Source organism: Streptomyces sp. NPDC020490 (genome assembly GCF_044335305.1).
In the GTDB taxonomy this organism is placed as follows: domain Bacteria; phylum Actinomycetota; class Actinomycetes; order Streptomycetales; family Streptomycetaceae; genus Streptomyces.
The window spans coordinates 1-15,498 of sequence record NZ_JBIRUY010000046.1; the positions used below are offsets into that span (position 1 = coordinate 1).

Below are 15,498 nucleotides of genomic sequence, written 5' to 3' on the forward strand. Positions count from 1 at the left end.
GCACGACGGCGCAGCTCAAGCGGGTAAGGGGAAGGACGTGCCATGACTCGATCCTCTCAAACGATCGAGTCCCTACCGAACCCGGAACGGTTCACACCGCATAGCCTCAAAGACGAGATCACCGAGTGGCCGTCGATACACCACTCCAGCGGACGTGACCAAACCGGGAAAGCCTCATCACCAGACTGGACGCCACGGCGGGATCGAGTCTCCTGCCAAGGTTCGGATGATGGCCGCGAGCTCGGTTCGTGGAACTTGCAGACCGGCCTCGTGAAGTTGCTTGGTCAGCTGCGCTTCCAGTTCGTGCAGGATTCTTCCGGCTATGACCAGGTGCTCCAGTGCCTTCGCCGTCAGCACGACGAGCTTGCGTCGCCCACCGGCGGGGTGTGGCTGACGCTCTACATATCCCCGCTTCTCAAGGTCGCCGATGATCTGGCCGGCGGCCTGCTTGGTGACCCCGAGTCGCTCGGCGAGTTCGCTGCTCGTGGCCCCGGAGCCCCTGAGCACCCGGAAGACCAGTCCGTGCATGGGGCGGAGTTCGGCATAGCCGGAGGCGTCCAGGCGGCTCACAAACTCGGAGAGGACCAGTTGGAAGGCCATCCCGAGAAGGAAGGTGAGCTCGGTGCGAGCGAGGGGGTCTTGTGTCTCCATCGCTTCATCTTGACACACCCCTGTAAAGTTGCTTTACTCGCTCACAAGTAAAGAAACTTTACACAGGAGGATCCATGTACGTAGTCAGCGAGAGCGAGCAGCGGACGACCATCACACCCGCTGGCTCGATGTTCGGACTGGCAGGTCCTAGCCAGGGCAGTGCGGAGGTGAGCACCTGGCGCGTGGAGCTCGGGGCTGATGCGTCCACCCCGGTCCACATCATCGACCGCGAGCAGGTATGGATGCCTTTGTCGGGCGAGTTCGAGGTCGAGGTGGACGGCAAGACCGAACAGGTCAAGGCCGGCCAGGCGCTCATCCTTCCTGCGGGTGTCGTGCGGCAGCTCAAGGCTGTCAGTGGCCCCGCGGAGGCACTGGTCGCCATGGTCGTCGGGGGCAAGGCCATGATGCCGGGCAGTGACAACAAGATCCCGCTTGCCTGGGCGGAGTGAGATCACTCTCTTGAACAGCCCGACCAGGCCAACCCCCGCTGGATCTGGTCGGGCTGTTCGCTGCTCCGGGCTGTGTTCCGCTGTCCCGGCGTGAGCGCGAAGCCGGAGACGCCAGATATCAACCGCAACTCCACCAAGGATAGTTATGAATCCCAAAGTCAGCAGCGGGCGTCGCCGGGCGATCCTGGCTCTGCTCGCCATCACCGTACTGATCGTGGTGATGGACCTCACAATCATCAATGTGGCGCTCAATCCGATTCAGCAGAGCCTTGATGCGACCAACGCCGAGCTCCAGTGGTCCCTCGACTCCTACTTGATCACCTTCGCGGCCTTCCTGTTCACCGGAGGTGTGTGTGCGGACCGTTTCGGTAGGAAGAAGACGCTCGTCGTCGGACTGGCGATCTTCGGGATCAGCTCGGTGCTGGGTGCGTACGCAGGCAGCATCACGGAACTCATCCTGTGGCGCAGCGTCATGGGCGTGGGGGCCGCAGTCGTACCGACCGTCACGCTGGCGATCATCATGAACGTCTTTCCGCCCATGGAGCGTCCGAAGGCGATCGCGGCCTGGGCGTCGGCTGCCGGTGTGGCCTTCGCCGTGGGGCCGGTGCTCGGCGGTGTCCTTCTCGAACAGTTCTGGTGGGGGTCTATCTTCCTCATCAACGCTCCACTGATCGTCGTAGCCATCGCTCTGATGGTGTGGCTCGTCCCCGAGTCCAAGAACCCTGCCCCGGCCAAGTTCGACCCTGCCGGTGTGGTGCTCTCCGTTGCGGCGGTCGGTCTGCTGGTCTACGGCGTCGTGACGGGCGGTGAGGACAACGACTGGCTGAGCGCGGACACACTGGGCGCCATAGTCGGCGGAGTGATGCTGATCGCGCTCCTCGTCGTGATCGAGGCGCGGATGGCGGCACCGTCCTTGGACGTCAGCCTGCTGCGCAACTCCCGGTTCTCGGCCGGTTCGGGTGTCATCGCGCTCTGCTTCTTCGCTCTCATTGGAGCCATCTTCATCACGCAGTTCTACTACCAGGCGGTGCTCGGCTTCTCCCCGATGGAAGCTGGCCTTCTGATGCTCCCCATGGGCGTGGGCTCCATGGTCATGTCGGCTCGCTCTCCCAAGCTCGTGATGCGCTTCGGACCGCGCGCTGTTGTGGCCGCGGGGTCGGCGGTCATGGCGCTCTCCTTCCTGATCACGAGCCAGCTGACCGCCGACACGCCGATCTGGCTGCTTGCCGTGGCGCAGCTGATCCTCGGTCTGGGCTGGGGCTGCATCATGGCTCCGGCTACCGCCTCACTGATGTCCGTAGTACCCCCCGTCAAGGCAGGCGCCGGGCAGGCCGTGTCGCAGACGATCCGTCAGGTCGCTGGAGCGTTGGGCGTCGCTGTCATCGGCAGCATCCTCGGTGTGGTGTACCGCTCGGGGATGGAGGAATCGGCGAACGCGCTTCCGGAAGCCCTGCGCGAGGAGGCGGCCGGGTCTATCGGCGGTACCCTGCGAGCGATCGACGCCGCGAAACTCGGAGACCAGGCACCCGCACTCATCGACAAAGCCGTCGACACCTACCTGTCGGGCATGCAGGTCACCATGCTCGTGGCTGTCGGCGTCACCCTGCTCTCCGCAGCCCTGGCCATACGCTGGCTGCCGAAGACGGCCCCGAAGCCGCCCATGCCGCCAGCGCCCAAGCCCGCTGCGGAGGCCGCAGACACCCCAGGAGCGCGAGCCTGACGACGGCCAGATCCGCGGCACGACACGACGTTCGCCGCCACCGCCTTGTCCGGCGGCATCAGGCGCCGGTAGGTGAATCCCGCCGTCGCACACGCCGCCCCAAGTACCGCGGCCGCGCGCGCAGCACGGTCCCCAGCGGGCTCGCACGTGGCGGGGCAGTCGGCCAGCAGAGCACCCCCGTCGGTGTAGCGGGCGAACAGCTGCGGCACCCAGGTCAGCACACGCCCGCTGCCGGGATCACCCCAGATCGGCCGCACCGGCCGCGCCGCCAGGCCCAACACACGCGGGTCGCGGTCCAAGGCCATCAGCTGCGTGCACATCGCCTGCGAGCCGTGCGTGACGTGCAGCCCGGTGGTGGCCGACCACCATCAGCCCGGCCCCCACCGGCGCCCCGGCACCACCGGCAACGCCGCCACCGGCTGGAGCTGTTCGAAACGCACCGCGACAGCGGCCTGCGTCCAGCGGCGCTGCACCAGCTGGCCGTCCGCCCCGGCGAACTCCGCCTCCACGGTGCCCGGTTTCGGCACGGGGGAGGCGCCGGGCACGACGGTGGGTAAGCCGGACCGTACGCCGTCCTGGCTGCTGTCGATGATCACGTACTCCAGACAACGTCATACTGGCCATGGCGCGCAGGCAAACCGGCCGGTAACCACAACTGCACTGCGCCACAAGCCGGTTGGAACGCGCGCGGGGCCAGGATGCTTTCTGAGACGTGCCGGTGTCAGTGCGCATCTCTGCACTTTCCGGACCGGCTCACCGCGGGCCGCCCGGTCGAGGCCGGCTTGTGCCGGGCGGCCGGCCCGGACGAGACGTCACACCGGCCGCTGAGCGGGCCGGTCCTGATCCTGGCTTGCGGTGAGGATCTCCGCCAGCTCCCTCGCGGGCAGGCGTGACCACGCCGCGACATCCTCCAGCGCCACCCCGGCGGCGACGGCCGCGGCGGCGGTGTGCACGAGGGCCTGGTCGATCAGGGCGGCGCTGGGGCCGAGGTGCTCCAGCAGCGTGCGGGCCACCTCGGCGGTGGTGCCGTTGTGCACGCCGCGCAGCTCCACCAGCTGCTCGCCGGCTTCCTTGACCCACTGGGTGATGTGGAAGCGGTGTTCGGCGGACACGGTGGCACGCCATGAGGTGCCCGAGCCGCCTTCTTGCGTCTCGGCCGTCAGGGCGCGCAGCCGGCCGGCCATGGTGGCGGGCTGCTGTTCCCGGGGCAGGCGCCAGGGATCGTCCCTCCATCCGGGCGGCCCGCCCGCACTGCGCCGCCGGCGGAAGACGGCGCCCATCCAGGCGAGTAGAGGCCCGCCGTGGTCCACCGCCACCAGCGGCCCCAGCCAGTTGCGTCCCACCCGCTCGCCCAGCCGGCGGCAGAATGCCCCGTCGGCGGGCAGCGGCCGCGGCCGCCCGGCGCCGCTGTCCGTCCACACCAGTTCGGCCATGGCCGGGTCCAGCAGTGCGTCGGCCACGGCCACCACCTCGGGGAAGACGACCGCGTCCCGGCCCACGATCCGCCACCGCTCCAGATCCGGTCCGGCGTTGCCGCCCGCCACCTGGTGCAGCCGGTGCGGCCAGATCTCTTCCTGCTGCCAGTGCAGGGCCTCCTCCCACCACCGGGCCACAACCGCGTGTGCCAGGGCGAACACGTCCCCGTCCTTTGCCCCGGCACGCTGCGCACGGCGCGCCACCCCCGCCCACCGCCGCTGCGCGGCCGCCACCTCCGGGACACCGCGCAGGTCGAGGTGTTCCAGCGGCTGGTCGGCGTCCGCGTCCAGCAGCCACCGCCCGTGCCGGGCACACACCCGCCGCCAGCGCGGCAGATACCGCACCGCCCGCACCCTCTGCCCGGTGCGCCGCGCGGTGCACGACCGGCAGGCGAAGGCCGCCTCGCCCGCTGCCGCGCCCGCCGAACGCCACCGCGCCTGCGCAAGGGCGGCGTCCCGGCCGGTGCTGATCTTGGGATCGTCCAGGGTGAAGGCGGGCAGCGCGCGCGCCAGCACTGCCGGTTGGACGCCGCACAGCTCGGCGAGCACAGCCCGTCCGGCCGCGTTGAGGACGATCTTCGAGTCGGCCCGCGCACCGCCGCCCACGTGCCGGGCGGGGTAGTTGCGGCACGTCCACAGCCGCAGCAGCCCGGCGGCCGGCAGACCGTAGCGGTCCGCGGCCCGGTTGATCAGGGACGCGGTCAGCTCCCCGGCCAGCGGCACGGTCCGTAACGCTCCTGCTGCCACAATTCTCTCCGGCATCCGTTCCTGCTCCCCCACACCGCGGCGCACTGACCGCCTACAGCTCAAACTGCAGGTCGACGATGTCCTTGAGTTCCACTTCGAGGCCGTGGGCGCGGCGGCCGCCGTCGCGGAAGTACACCTCACCCAGCGCCTCGGCCGCGAGTTCGCGGAGGTCGTCCTCGTCGATCCCGGCCTCCTGGGCTGCAAGGAGGCGGGCGGCGTGATGGGGCGGCAGGGCGAGGGTGAGGTGACGCACGCGGGCCTGGTCGGTGCTGCCGACGGCGGCGGTGTAGCCGAAGCTGGCCTGCACATCGATCATGATGCCGCTCGTGGTGGCCGCGGCCCGCTTCGCTCTGGCCCGGATCTGCGGCTGCCAGCGTGCGCGGACCTCACGCTCCAGCCGGCCGGCGAGTTCCGGCCGGGGCCTTTTGAACTGGTTGTTGACATACCGCTCGACCGTGCGCCGGCTGATGCCGAGCAGCTCGGCCACCGGCATCGTCCGGCCGCCGTGCTTCTTGACGAGGTAGCGCATCTGCGCCCCGGCGGACTTGGGAACGGGACGCGTGAACGCCGTCTGCACCGCCTTGTCGAGTTCTTCCCCGACCGTGACCATCGCCTGTAACGCTCCCTATTCTCCGGTGTCCCTGGCGGTGACCACGCCGGTCTTGATGTAGCGGGCGAGATTGGCGACATGGCCGTCGGCGCTGAGCTGCTCGAGCACGTCCGCACCCCACAGCATGCTCTGGGTGCCCTCGTGCTTGACCATCCCCGGAGACACCCCCAGCCGGAACGAGCCCGGCACCGTCTTGCCGTCGCGGTCGTAGGGCAGGACATCCAGCGGGCTGGGCCCGTCGGCGGCGTACACGGCGCAGTCGGAGAGGACCGCGACCGGGTAACGGCCGGTGGCCGCCGCCAGATTCAGCATCTTGCGGTGCATGTTGACCCGCGCCCGGGAGATGACGGTGGCGCGGATGTCCGGGCGCCAGGTCGGCCGGGCGAGCGCGGGCCACGCCTGCCCCGGCTTCCAGCCGCCGCCGCGCGCCTTCTCCTGCAGCTTGCCGACGCCGCCCTTGACGGTCATCTTGACCGCGTCCACGACGATTCCCAGCTCCGGATTACGGCTCTTGTAGCCGTCCATCGCCTGCAGGAACTCGGCCGGGGAGAGCTTCTCCGCGATGCCGAGGTCTGCCATGGTGGCGACGTAGGCATCGCGCAGCCGCTTGTACCAGCCGTCCAGGAACCGGCCACTGTCCTCGCGCACCCAGGCCTCCAGCGGTGCGACGTCGTAGCCGAGCTCGACGGCGTACGCCACGGTGGGCGTGGCGTACCAGGCCGGCCCCGTCGGGCGTTCGCCGGTCGGCGTGAACGGGCTGGGCAGCAGCGCGGCGTCGAGGTCGCGCCACTGCTTGCCGACCTTCACCCGGGAGAGGTCGACGTGGGAGAGGTCGACCAGCCAGGAACCGGGCAGTGCCGCATCGAAGACCGGGCGGGTGACGTGCACGGGCGGCGATGCCAGGCCGACGACGGCGCCGTTGGCGGCCGCACCGAAGGCGAGGTTGACGTCGATGCCGACCAGGTGCCGCCGCATGCACTCGGCATCGGTCAGATCCCGCGCCCAGTCGTAGGCCTCCTCGAACAGCCGCTCACCGGGGCCGCGTACGTGGAAGCGGGGCAGGTGGGCCAGGACGGGGTGGCCGTCGGTCGCCTCGCACGGCGCGGGATCCATCGGCTCCGTACCCAGCGAGCCGGGCCGGTGCTCGCGATGCCGCCTGCCGTCGGCATCCGGCTCGCTCGCGCGGGTGGGCGGGCCGAGCGCGGTCATCAGCTGCAGTCCCGTGACGGCGGTGGATCCGACCGGCGTCATCACCCGGGCCGCGTACACGCCCAGCACCCGGGCAAGTTCCGGCGGCGGTAGCTGCGCGGCATGGCCCCAGGAGCGCTCGTCCAGGGCGCGCCAGGAGGGGATGCACAACTGCACGCACCTGCGGCGGCCGCCCTGGGCGGGGCGGTAGATCCGCGCCCACGGCCCCAGCCCGCGCTTGGTGAGCTGCCAGTCGGCGCGCTGGAGCTGCTTGATGACCTTGTGTCCTTCCGGGAGCCGTCCGGCAAGCCGCTCGGACTCGGACAAGGCGGCGGGCAGGCCGTACCGCTTGCACGCCGCTTCGGTGAGCACCAGCAGCGGGTCGCCGTCCTTCCCCGAGCCGTGCAGCCTCTGCGACCCCAACTGCGCCTCGGTGAGCGTCCACTCCACCAGCGCGGGCAGCGACTTGGCGGGCACGTCCAGGATCAGACCGCCGACGCCGTAGCCCGTCACGTTCCGCTCGGAGTCGGCATCGAGGACGAGCAGCGGACCGTGCGCGTACGCCCCGCCGGGGGCGGGGGTGTCCGCCGGGGCGGCCTTCGGCGCAGCGGGGCGACGCGGACCGGCGGCCCGTCCGGTGCGCGGCGGCAGCGGCACGGCGGCCGGTGCGCCGACCGCGGCCGGGGACTCCTCGGCCACCGGTACGGCGGCTTCCGGCGCCCCGCCCGTCGGCTGCGGGGATGCCGCGGGCGGGGCGGGGGTGACGGCCTGTGCCGCCGCGGTGTCTGTGTCCTTCGGCGGGGTGCCGGTGCTCTCGGGGGCGGGGTAGAGCTCGGCGAGCTGCTTCAGCAGGCGCGCGTACGCCTCCCGCTCCGGCGGGCGGGGCTCGGTCCTGCCCGACTCCCAGCCGCCGACGGTCGCCCGCCGCACGTCCAGGGCAGCGGCCACCTCGTCCAGGGTGAGTGCGTGAGCCTGGCGCAGCCGCCTGCGCTCGGCCGGCGGCGGCAGCGGGGAACGGGACGCGACCAGCGCGTCGACCGCGTCGAACAACTCGGACATGGGACACCTCCACCCCTCACCCTACCCTGAAACGCACCCATCGCGTACGAACAGCGTACGGATAACGTACATTCAGCGCACGGATGGTGTTCGGGGTGATAGCGTCCTGTCACGGACCTCGGGTGAGCGGCCTGGAGCGCGCGTGCGCTCGTGCCGTTGCCTTTCCCAGGCGGGAGCGTGACCGAAGTGGTGCGAGAGCATGCGACGTGTTCAAAGGGGGAGCGGTGGCGGCAGCGAGTGACGGCTGGGCGGGCATGGGCTGGGACTGGACGGATGCCGACGACATCCGCCGACGCCTGGACCAAGGAGCCGATCCGGAGAGCTGGAACGGGAGCCGGCCCCTGCACCGTGCAGCGGTGTTCGGCTCCCCGGAGGCTGTCGCGGAACTGGCCCGCCGGGTTGCGGACGTGGACGCGCTGGAGAACGGGGTGACGGCACTGTGGGAAGCCGTCCTGTTCAGGAAGCCGGCCAACGCACGGGCGCTCGCCGCCGCCGGGGCCGATCCCTGGCGGCTGTCACTCGGCGGCTGGTCACCGGGGCGGCTGAGTCTGGCCGGGCCGACCCCCGAGCTGTTCCCGGTACCGGAAGGGGTGTCCCTGAGCGGCACCGAGCGTGCGGCAGTGCGGGAGGCCCATCGGCTCACCACGGCGCTGGGCGAGTTCGACTACGACGGCACGGGCCTGGCCTGCGTGGCCGGTATCGACGCGGCCGAGGCGGTGCGCCGTCTTGAGGCGACACCGGCGGACGGTGAACTCACCGACGAACTGCTGGAGGACCCCTACGCCTACGACATGGACGAGAGCCTGCACATCATCGGCGTGACGTCCGTGCCGGGCGGCTGCGTCGTCACCCAGCCATGGGGATACGCGCCGCAGATGCCGGGCGTACTGGCCCGGCTGTCCGCCGGCACCCTCTGCTACGGCCTCTACGCCAATCCCAAGAGCGGCAACCAGGGCAGCATCGCCAGGCATGGAACGATCGAGGGCTCAGACCTGCACCCCGGCGGAGGACCGGACGAGCACGACACCTCCGCACAGGTGCTGGCCGCCTACCTCTACCAGCACGACGCCGTCGCCTACGCCTGCGCCTTCGCAGGCCTGCGCCCGACCGACAGGCGCGCCGTGACCGGACCGCCCGATGTGTGGGTCGAACTGCCCCGCCGCGACTACTGGAGTCTCTGACTCAGACAGGAGCTGACATGACGGTGGCGCAATGGCCGCGCCCCGGCCGCCCTGAGCGCGCGCGGCTCTTTCCCGACCAGGCCGAGGCGGTCAAGCGGCTGGCACAGCATCTGCGGCGCGCGGGGACGCGGGGTCTGTTCGTCTCGGCGACGGGCACCGGCAAGACGCTGGTGTCGATCCGGGTGGCGGACGAACTCGGCGCGCGGCTGATCCTGTTCGTGGTCCCCACCCTGGACCTGGCCGCGCAGACGGCGCTGGCCTGGCGCCGCGACCATCACCTGGAGCACATGGTGATCGTCTCCTCCCTGGACACCAGCGGCCGCGACGACCTGGTCGCGGCCCGGGTCATGTCGACCACGAACCCGCACGCGCTGGGCGGGCTGATGTCGGTGGTGGGGGAGAGGGAGGACCAGATCCGTGCGTTGACGGTGATCTGCACCTACGACTCCCTGGACAAGATCGAGCAGACCCAGCGCACCGGGTACGCGGTGCCGCCGTTCGACCTCGCGGTCATGGACGAAGCCCACCGGATCGCCGGCCGCGCCGACAAGAAGTGGGCAATCGTCAACGACGCGCAGCAAATCCGCGCGGACCGCCGCCTCTACATGACCGCCACCCCCCGAACCTTCCTCGCCCCGGAGCTGGCGGAGTCCGCCGACACCACCCGCCCCCGCCGCCGTGCCACCGGGCCGAACCGGGACATGGACGTGGACGCGTTCGCCAACTCCATGGACCACGAGGCCGTCTACGGCAAGAAGGTCTTCGAGTACCCCCTCGCCCAGGCGGTGGCCGACGGCCGCGCAGCCGACTACCGCATCGTGGTGCCCACCCTGACCGACACCGACCTGCGCCGCCGCCTGAACATGCCCGCCCCGGGCACGACCGCGAACACCGCCGCCGGTTCCGGCGAACAGGGGGACGACGGTGCGCTGCGCACCACAGCCCTGCACCTGTCCGTCCTGCGCGCCATGACCGAACACCGTCTGAGTAAGGTCCTGGTCTACTTCAACCTCGTCTCCGACGCCCGCCGCTTCGGCCGCGAACTCCCGCACACCCTGCGCCTGCTGGCCAGCACCGACCCCGACCTCGTCCCGGACATCACCCCCGAGCTGTTCTTCGCCCACGGCGAGCACACCCCAGCCCAGCGCGCCGACACCTTCACAGCCTTCGCCGCGGCCGACTGCGCGATCCTCGCCAACTCCCGCCTGATCGCCGAAGGCGTCGACATCCCCAGCGTCGACGCGATCGTCTTCGCCGACCCCACCCGTAGCGTCATCCGCTGCGTCCAGGCCCTGGGCCGCGCCCTGCGCCTGGATGTCTCCGGCAAGACTGCCAGCCTGATCGTCCCCGTCTACGTCCCGCCCGGCGCCGACGGCGAGAACATCCTCGGCACCGCGTACGAGCCGGTGTGGGCAATCGCCTGCGCACTGGCCGGCCACGACCACCGCATCCTCGAACGCCTCCCGGACAAGGCCAACCGCCTCCCCCGCGAGACCAGCGATGTCATTCAGCGCCGTTGGCACTTCGACTTCACCGTCCACCCCGAACGCATCGCCCAGGCGATGGACCTGGTCTCCTTCGACCCCCGCGACCCGGCCGTCTCCCGCTCCCGCCGCCTGGGGCTGGCAGCCGCCCAGTCCTACCGCGACGAACACGGCCACCTCGACGTGCCCACCGACTACACCGACCCCACCGGCTACCGGCTCGGCACCTTCATCACCACCATGCGCGACGCCGCCAAAGCCGGCCGCCTCGAAGCCGACTGGACCGCCGAACTCGACGCCCTCGGCATGATCTGGGACAAACACGACGCCGCCTGGCGCGCCCGCCTCGCCGCAGCCGCCGACTACCTGCGCACCCACGGCCACCTCGCCGCCCCCGCCACCACCCCCGTCGGCGCCTGGCTCGCCGAACAACGCCACCTCGCCACCAAAAACACCCTCGATACCGCCCGCGCCGACGCCCTCACCGCCCTCGCCCCCGACTGGCGCCTCCCGCACGGCGCGGACTGGCACCGCAAATACCATCTGCTGCACACCCACCTCGCCTCCGGCGCCGACCCCGCCGCCCTCACCCGCGACACCCTCCTGGCCTGCGTGAAGATCGGCTCCTGGCTCTACCGCCAACTGACCACCTGGCCCGCCCTCCACCCCGGCCAGCAGCACCTGATGACCGCCCTCGGCCTCACCCCCGACACCAACCCCCTCACCCCGGCCCGCCGCACCCGCCGCACCTTCGAAGAGACCGTCCAGCTCCTGGAACTCTTCCTCCACCGCGAAGGCCGCGCCCCCGCCGCCCGCGAGACGATCCGCGTCGACGGCGACACCGTCAAGATCGGCGCCTGGCTCGCCAAGGCCCGCACCAAGCACCGCGCCGGGCAGCTCGACGCCGGTCACGAGCGCCTGGTCGACGCCCTCTTCGACGGGGACTGGACCGACGAGAACGCTGCTCCAGCGGCCCTCGTGTAGTTCCGGCCCGATCGCGCTCAGTCCTGGCTATGTCGCTCCCTCGGCTCACGGGCAGTATCCCGGCGTGCCTTCCGGCGCAGACAATGGCGTAACGGGCAGGATGCATGATCGTGGACACCGCCACCGCGCAACCCGCCCTTCCGCCCTTTACCTGCCCTGCTTGGTGCGACTGGAAGCACCGAGGAGACGCGGGTGTCGCGTCTCTTGAGGACGTTGTGCACATGGTGATGGGGCCGGGCCTTGCCGTTCCCCGCCATGGCCGGGCGGGCTGGCTGGAGGTCATGCTGACCCTGACATCCGGCACATGTCCGGACGGCGCACCGAGATCGCCTCACATCGAGGTCGAGGTGACCGGCGAGGCCGGTCGGCTGTCCAGCCAGGACGACGTCCTGGGACTCATTCAAGAGCTGCGAGCGATGACAGCAACTCTGGAGACCTGGATGGAGCGTCTTCCCGGGTGAGGCCGGCTGCGTCGGCGGCGCCGACCCCGCTGCGCTCACCCGCGACACCCTCCTGGCTGGGGTGAAGATCGGCTCCTGACCGCACCGCCAGCTCACCGCCGGGCGCGCTGCCCCATCCTGCCGGCAGCGGCTGGTGATCTCTCTCTGATTCGGCTCTCGACAGCCTGCTCACCCCGCCCGCCGCACGCGTCGCACCTGCGAGCGGACCGCGCAGGCCAGGGGAGCTCTTCCGCCGCTGTGAATGCTGCGTTCCCGCCGTTCCTGAGGCCACCCGGGCCGGCGGCGACACGGGCAAGACCGGAGCCCATCTTGCTGTAAGCACCGGGCCGGCCACCTGGACGCTGGTCATGAGCGTCTGGCCGCCCGCCCTCTTCGACGGGGGCTGGATGGAGGAAGACCACCGTTCCGGTAGCCGTCCCCTGGCATGGTAACAACTGTTACCATGCCGGTATGGCGAAGACGCAGCTGGGCGCGCGCGTGGATGAGGACGTGGCGGAACTCGCGAAGAAACGCGCCGCCGACCTGGGACTGAGCATCGGGGACTACCTGGCCCGGCTGGTACAGGACGATGCCAGCGGCCTGCGCGCCCGAGCGGTGGACGCGGCCGCCCGCTTCCTGGCCGACCACCAGGCGGTCTTCGACGAGGCCGAACACGCCCAGCAAACGCCCAGGGGAGCACGTGCGGCCTGATGGAACTGCACATCGACGTTCCCTGGATCCTGCAAGTCGCCGAGGCTGCCGGGGCGAACGATCCGGCCCCCGACGACTACGGCGTTCCCGTCTCGGCGGTCGCCCGCCACCGCGCCGAGCTGTTCGAGCAGTCCGTCTACGGCGGCCCCTACGCCAAGGCCGCCGCCCTGGTGCACACCCTGGGCCGGTGCCGCTGGCTGGAGCGCTCCAACCTGGCCGTCGCCGCTGCCACCGGCGTCATGTACCTCGAGGCCGCCGGAATCACGGTCAAGCCCGCCCGCGAGGATGCGATCGCTCTCAAGGACCTGCTCCTGGACCCGGGCTGCACGGCCGGGAGGATCGCCGCTCTGCTGCGGGCCTGGCCCACCACTACCTGAAGCAACTCGGTGGCCCGCCCCGCACACCGGGGTGGGCCTCGCTGCGGCAGGACACCAACCACCAGGGGAGGAAGCGCAGATGGATGTGGGCTCGGTGCTCGGCAGCATAGGCCGAGTGGCGGCCGGGGCGGGCCGGCTGGTGTGGGCAGTGATGACCGCGCCGACTACGGGCACCGAGTATGACGCCCAGTCCAAGATCGACAGGCTCGCGGAGAAGATCGAAGACGAGGTACCGGAGGAGCTGCGGGACCGGGCGTGGGGTCTGGTCCTGGACGCGCTGTACTGGGTGCCCCAGGAGATCGAGCAGTTGGTGGAGAAACATCAAGAGCCCGACGACGAGGAGACCGAGGAGCCGTCGGCCAAGCACTGATGCCGGAAACCGAAGTGCCGTCCCCCACAGGCGGATTCTCAGCTTGCTGGGCACTGTACTCGCCCTGGACGGCGCACTTGACGAACGCAGCCACGGGCACCTCGCACACGGTCAGGAAGCCGGTCAGTTGCACCTCGTTGGCCGGGAGCGCGGGAGCGGACCACGGCCCCTTCACGCACCACCTCCCGGCTGCACGCGCCTCGTTCACCGGGGGCGCCAGTACGCGTGCGTCTGACGTACGTCGGCGTCGATCACATCGCGCAGGACCTCGCGATCGTCCGCGGGCAGGTGACCGCAGAGGAGGTTCGCGGACAGCCGGTACGCCTCGGCCATCTGTGGATCGCCGGCCACGAGGACGCTGGACCCTCGCCGCGGCGGCCGCAGCGGTGCGCGGCGCTCTGAAGCGGGGCCAGGCCAGCGCATCCTCGTGCGGGTTGCGCGGTGATACCTGTGAACGCCCGGCCGCGCGTTGGCGGCATGGGCGTCGAGGCGAACCACGACTCGAGGCGTCGTTCCGCTCGGCGCTGCCGTCGGCGTGGTCGTGCTGCTCACCCAGCGCTCGGCGATCCACTGGTTCGGGCAGCCCCGTACGCCCGGCACACCGTCGCAGCCGCCGTACGCCTGACCCCTTGCTCGAGCCCGGCGTACGTGCACGAGAGGCCGGTGCATCCGACCGTCCGCCCCCGGGAGGAAAAGGGTGCAGGGCTCACGTCCTGTGGTCCTCCGAGCAGGGGCGGGAGCCCACCCGCGCAGGTAATGACCACGGCGCTGTGCCATCGGCTGTGGAGGTGCTGGTGATGGTCGTATCAGCGCGTGGTGATCGTTGTTGACCAGCTCAGGGAGATCGTCGTTGGTGGCGGCGGCCGGTGATCCTTCATTGCGAAGGCTGCGCCCCCGCCGCCCGTGAGAGCGTCCGTGTCGACGGCGACACGGTCAAGATCGGCGCCTGGCTCGCCGGGGCCACCACGCACCAGGCCGGGCAGCTTGTCCCTGAGCACGCTGCCCTGGTCGCTGCCCTGGTCGCAGCGCTGTTCGACGGCGACTGGACCGATGAAGGCGCGCCTGCAGCGGTCCTGCAGGACAAGCCCGCGGTTTCCGCGGTGGCGCGTGCGGCTATACGCGGCAGCTGTCGGTGTGGGTGACCTCTCGGAAGTCGGCGATGAGGGGGCTGGCCATCGACTCGCGGTAGACGACGGCGGCGCGACCGTAGGGCCAGGTGATGTCGTCGTGGAAGTCCTGCTGGGCTTCTGCGCAGCTGCCGAACATCAGACCGCGGACGATGTCGGTCCAGGCGGCATCGTCCTGGTAGCTCTGCCCTTCGGGATAGGTGCCGGGGCCAAAGGTGACGAACATCGTCTGCGCCGAGGGGTTGAACGTGACGGTCACCTCGTCGCCCATGTACTGCTGCCCTTGAAGAATGGGAGCCGCGTCATCGCGCAGGCGCTGTGCGGCGGCCTTCTCCGCCTGTGTGGCCGGCACCCGGGCTGCGGCCCACTCATCAACGGTGGGCTCAGCATCGGCCCGCTCGCGCGCGGCGCGGGCCGCGCGGCCGGCCCGCCACTTGTAGAAGCTGGAGCGGGCCACCTCCAGCACCTGACACAACCGCTTCACGCCCCAGGCGCGGTGGTGGTCCTCGATGAACTGGCAGCGGTTCACCAGGTCATCTCTTGTGCGAAAAACTTCGTCGCCTTGCGCAGGATGTCCCGTTCGGTGGCCAGTTTCTGGTTCTCCTTGCGCACGGTCTTCAGCTCCGCGCGCAGGGCCGCTATCTCGGCCTCCAGCTCCTGCCTCGTGGCCTCGCTCACCGGGACGTCCTTCGTGTTCGTGCTCGTGGCGCCGCTTGGACCGCGGCGGGCCCGCTCGGCCCGCACCCAGTTGCGCAGCGTTTCCCGGCTGATCCCCAGGTCCTTGCCGATGCCCTCGAAGGTATGGCTCGGGTCCGACAGGTACAGCGCGACCGCGTCCGCCTTGAACTCGGGCGAGTAGACCTTCATCACCATAAGAGAACCCTCCTCCCCGGCCCCTGGCGGGGCCGGGCTCAGAGGTGTCCAC

General features: G+C 70.5%; 16 protein-coding genes and 1 pseudogene. 8 read left to right on the plus strand and 9 right to left on the minus strand.

Annotated features, from left to right (window positions below; all coding sequences use genetic code 11):
* Nucleotides 1-177 precede the first annotated feature (177 nt).
* On the minus strand, nt 178-651 hold the full coding sequence (locus ACH4ZX_RS34850; RefSeq protein ID WP_398281861.1) for a MarR family winged helix-turn-helix transcriptional regulator: 474 nt from the start codon (nt 649-651) through the stop codon (nt 178-180).
* Between the two features lie 74 nt (nt 652-725).
* Here ACH4ZX_RS34850 and ACH4ZX_RS34855 point away from each other — a divergent pair, with 74 nt between their 5' ends.
* Both ACH4ZX_RS34855 and ACH4ZX_RS34860 read left to right on the plus strand, forming a co-directional pair.
* A complete protein-coding gene (locus ACH4ZX_RS34855; RefSeq protein ID WP_398281864.1) occupies nt 726-1,100 on the plus strand; it encodes a cupin domain-containing protein in 375 nt (124 codons plus the stop codon).
* 145 nt (nt 1,101-1,245) lie between these two features.
* Nucleotides 1,246-2,820, plus strand: a complete 1,575-nt coding sequence (locus tag ACH4ZX_RS34860) for an MFS transporter (RefSeq protein ID WP_398281867.1) — start codon at nt 1,246-1,248, stop codon at nt 2,818-2,820.
* A 23-nt stretch (nt 2,821-2,843) separates the two neighbouring features.
* Here the strand turns inward: ACH4ZX_RS34860 and ACH4ZX_RS34865 are convergent.
* The 5 genes and pseudogenes from ACH4ZX_RS34865 to tap all read right to left on the minus strand — a co-directional run.
* A pseudogene (locus ACH4ZX_RS34865) lies at nt 2,844-3,176 on the minus strand (hypothetical protein); the annotation flags it as partial.
* Nucleotides 3,177-3,188: 12 nt separating this feature from the next.
* Nucleotides 3,189-3,416, minus strand: a complete 228-nt coding sequence (locus ACH4ZX_RS34870) for a hypothetical protein (RefSeq protein WP_398281870.1) — start codon at nt 3,414-3,416, stop codon at nt 3,189-3,191.
* A gap of 216 nt (nt 3,417-3,632) precedes the next feature.
* Complete coding sequence (locus ACH4ZX_RS34875; RefSeq protein ID WP_398281873.1) at nt 3,633-5,057, minus strand: DNA-binding protein; 1,425 nt, start codon at nt 5,055-5,057, stop codon at nt 3,633-3,635.
* 37 nt (nt 5,058-5,094) lie between these two features.
* Nucleotides 5,095-5,652, minus strand: a complete 558-nt coding sequence (tpg, locus tag ACH4ZX_RS34880) for a telomere-protecting terminal protein Tpg (protein WP_398281876.1) — start codon at nt 5,650-5,652, stop codon at nt 5,095-5,097.
* A 15-nt stretch (nt 5,653-5,667) separates the two neighbouring features.
* Nucleotides 5,668-7,899: a telomere-associated protein Tap gene (gene tap / locus ACH4ZX_RS34885; RefSeq protein ID WP_398281879.1), complete on the minus strand. Its 2,232-nt coding sequence runs from the start codon at nt 7,897-7,899 to the stop codon at nt 5,668-5,670.
* A gap of 224 nt (nt 7,900-8,123) precedes the next feature.
* Between tap and ACH4ZX_RS34890 the strand changes: the two genes are divergently transcribed.
* From ACH4ZX_RS34890 to ACH4ZX_RS34915, 6 genes are all read left to right on the plus strand, one after another.
* A complete protein-coding gene (locus ACH4ZX_RS34890) occupies nt 8,124-9,080 on the plus strand; it encodes an ankyrin repeat domain-containing protein (protein ID WP_398281882.1) in 957 nt (318 codons plus the stop codon).
* A gap of 17 nt (nt 9,081-9,097) precedes the next feature.
* Nucleotides 9,098-11,548, plus strand: a complete 2,451-nt coding sequence (locus ACH4ZX_RS34895) for a Helicase associated domain protein (RefSeq protein ID WP_398281885.1) — start codon at nt 9,098-9,100, stop codon at nt 11,546-11,548.
* A 104-nt stretch (nt 11,549-11,652) separates the two neighbouring features.
* Nucleotides 11,653-12,009 carry a DUF6907 domain-containing protein gene (locus tag ACH4ZX_RS34900; protein WP_398281888.1) on the plus strand — a complete coding sequence of 119 codons (357 nt, stop codon included), beginning with the start codon at nt 11,653-11,655 and terminating at the stop codon, nt 12,007-12,009.
* Between the two features lie 450 nt (nt 12,010-12,459).
* Nucleotides 12,460-12,699: a hypothetical protein gene (locus tag ACH4ZX_RS34905; RefSeq protein ID WP_398281890.1), complete on the plus strand. Its 240-nt coding sequence runs from the start codon at nt 12,460-12,462 to the stop codon at nt 12,697-12,699.
* On the plus strand, nt 12,699-13,076 hold the full coding sequence (locus ACH4ZX_RS34910; protein ID WP_398281893.1) for a fic family toxin-antitoxin system, toxin component: 378 nt from the start codon (nt 12,699-12,701) through the stop codon (nt 13,074-13,076). Before ACH4ZX_RS34905 ends, ACH4ZX_RS34910 begins: the two co-directional genes overlap by 1 nt.
* Nucleotides 13,077-13,155: 79 nt before the next feature.
* Complete coding sequence (locus ACH4ZX_RS34915) at nt 13,156-13,446, plus strand: hypothetical protein (protein ID WP_398281895.1); 291 nt, start codon at nt 13,156-13,158, stop codon at nt 13,444-13,446.
* A gap of 204 nt (nt 13,447-13,650) precedes the next feature.
* On the opposite strand, the gene ACH4ZX_RS34920 is transcribed toward ACH4ZX_RS34915, so the two are convergent.
* The 3 genes from ACH4ZX_RS34920 to ACH4ZX_RS34930 all read right to left on the minus strand — a co-directional run bounded on the left by ACH4ZX_RS34920 (nt 13,651) and on the right by ACH4ZX_RS34930 (nt 15,446).
* Entirely contained in the window at nt 13,651-13,797 is a 147-nt protein-coding gene (locus tag ACH4ZX_RS34920) for a hypothetical protein (RefSeq protein WP_398281898.1), read from the minus strand.
* Nucleotides 13,798-14,559: 762 nt separating this feature from the next.
* On the minus strand, nt 14,560-15,102 hold the full coding sequence (locus ACH4ZX_RS34925) for a hypothetical protein (protein WP_398281901.1): 543 nt from the start codon (nt 15,100-15,102) through the stop codon (nt 14,560-14,562).
* Nucleotides 15,099-15,446: a transposase gene (locus ACH4ZX_RS34930; RefSeq protein ID WP_398281903.1), complete on the minus strand. Its 348-nt coding sequence runs from the start codon at nt 15,444-15,446 to the stop codon at nt 15,099-15,101. Before ACH4ZX_RS34930 ends, ACH4ZX_RS34925 begins: the two co-directional genes overlap by 4 nt.
* Nucleotides 15,447-15,498 lie beyond the last annotated feature (52 nt).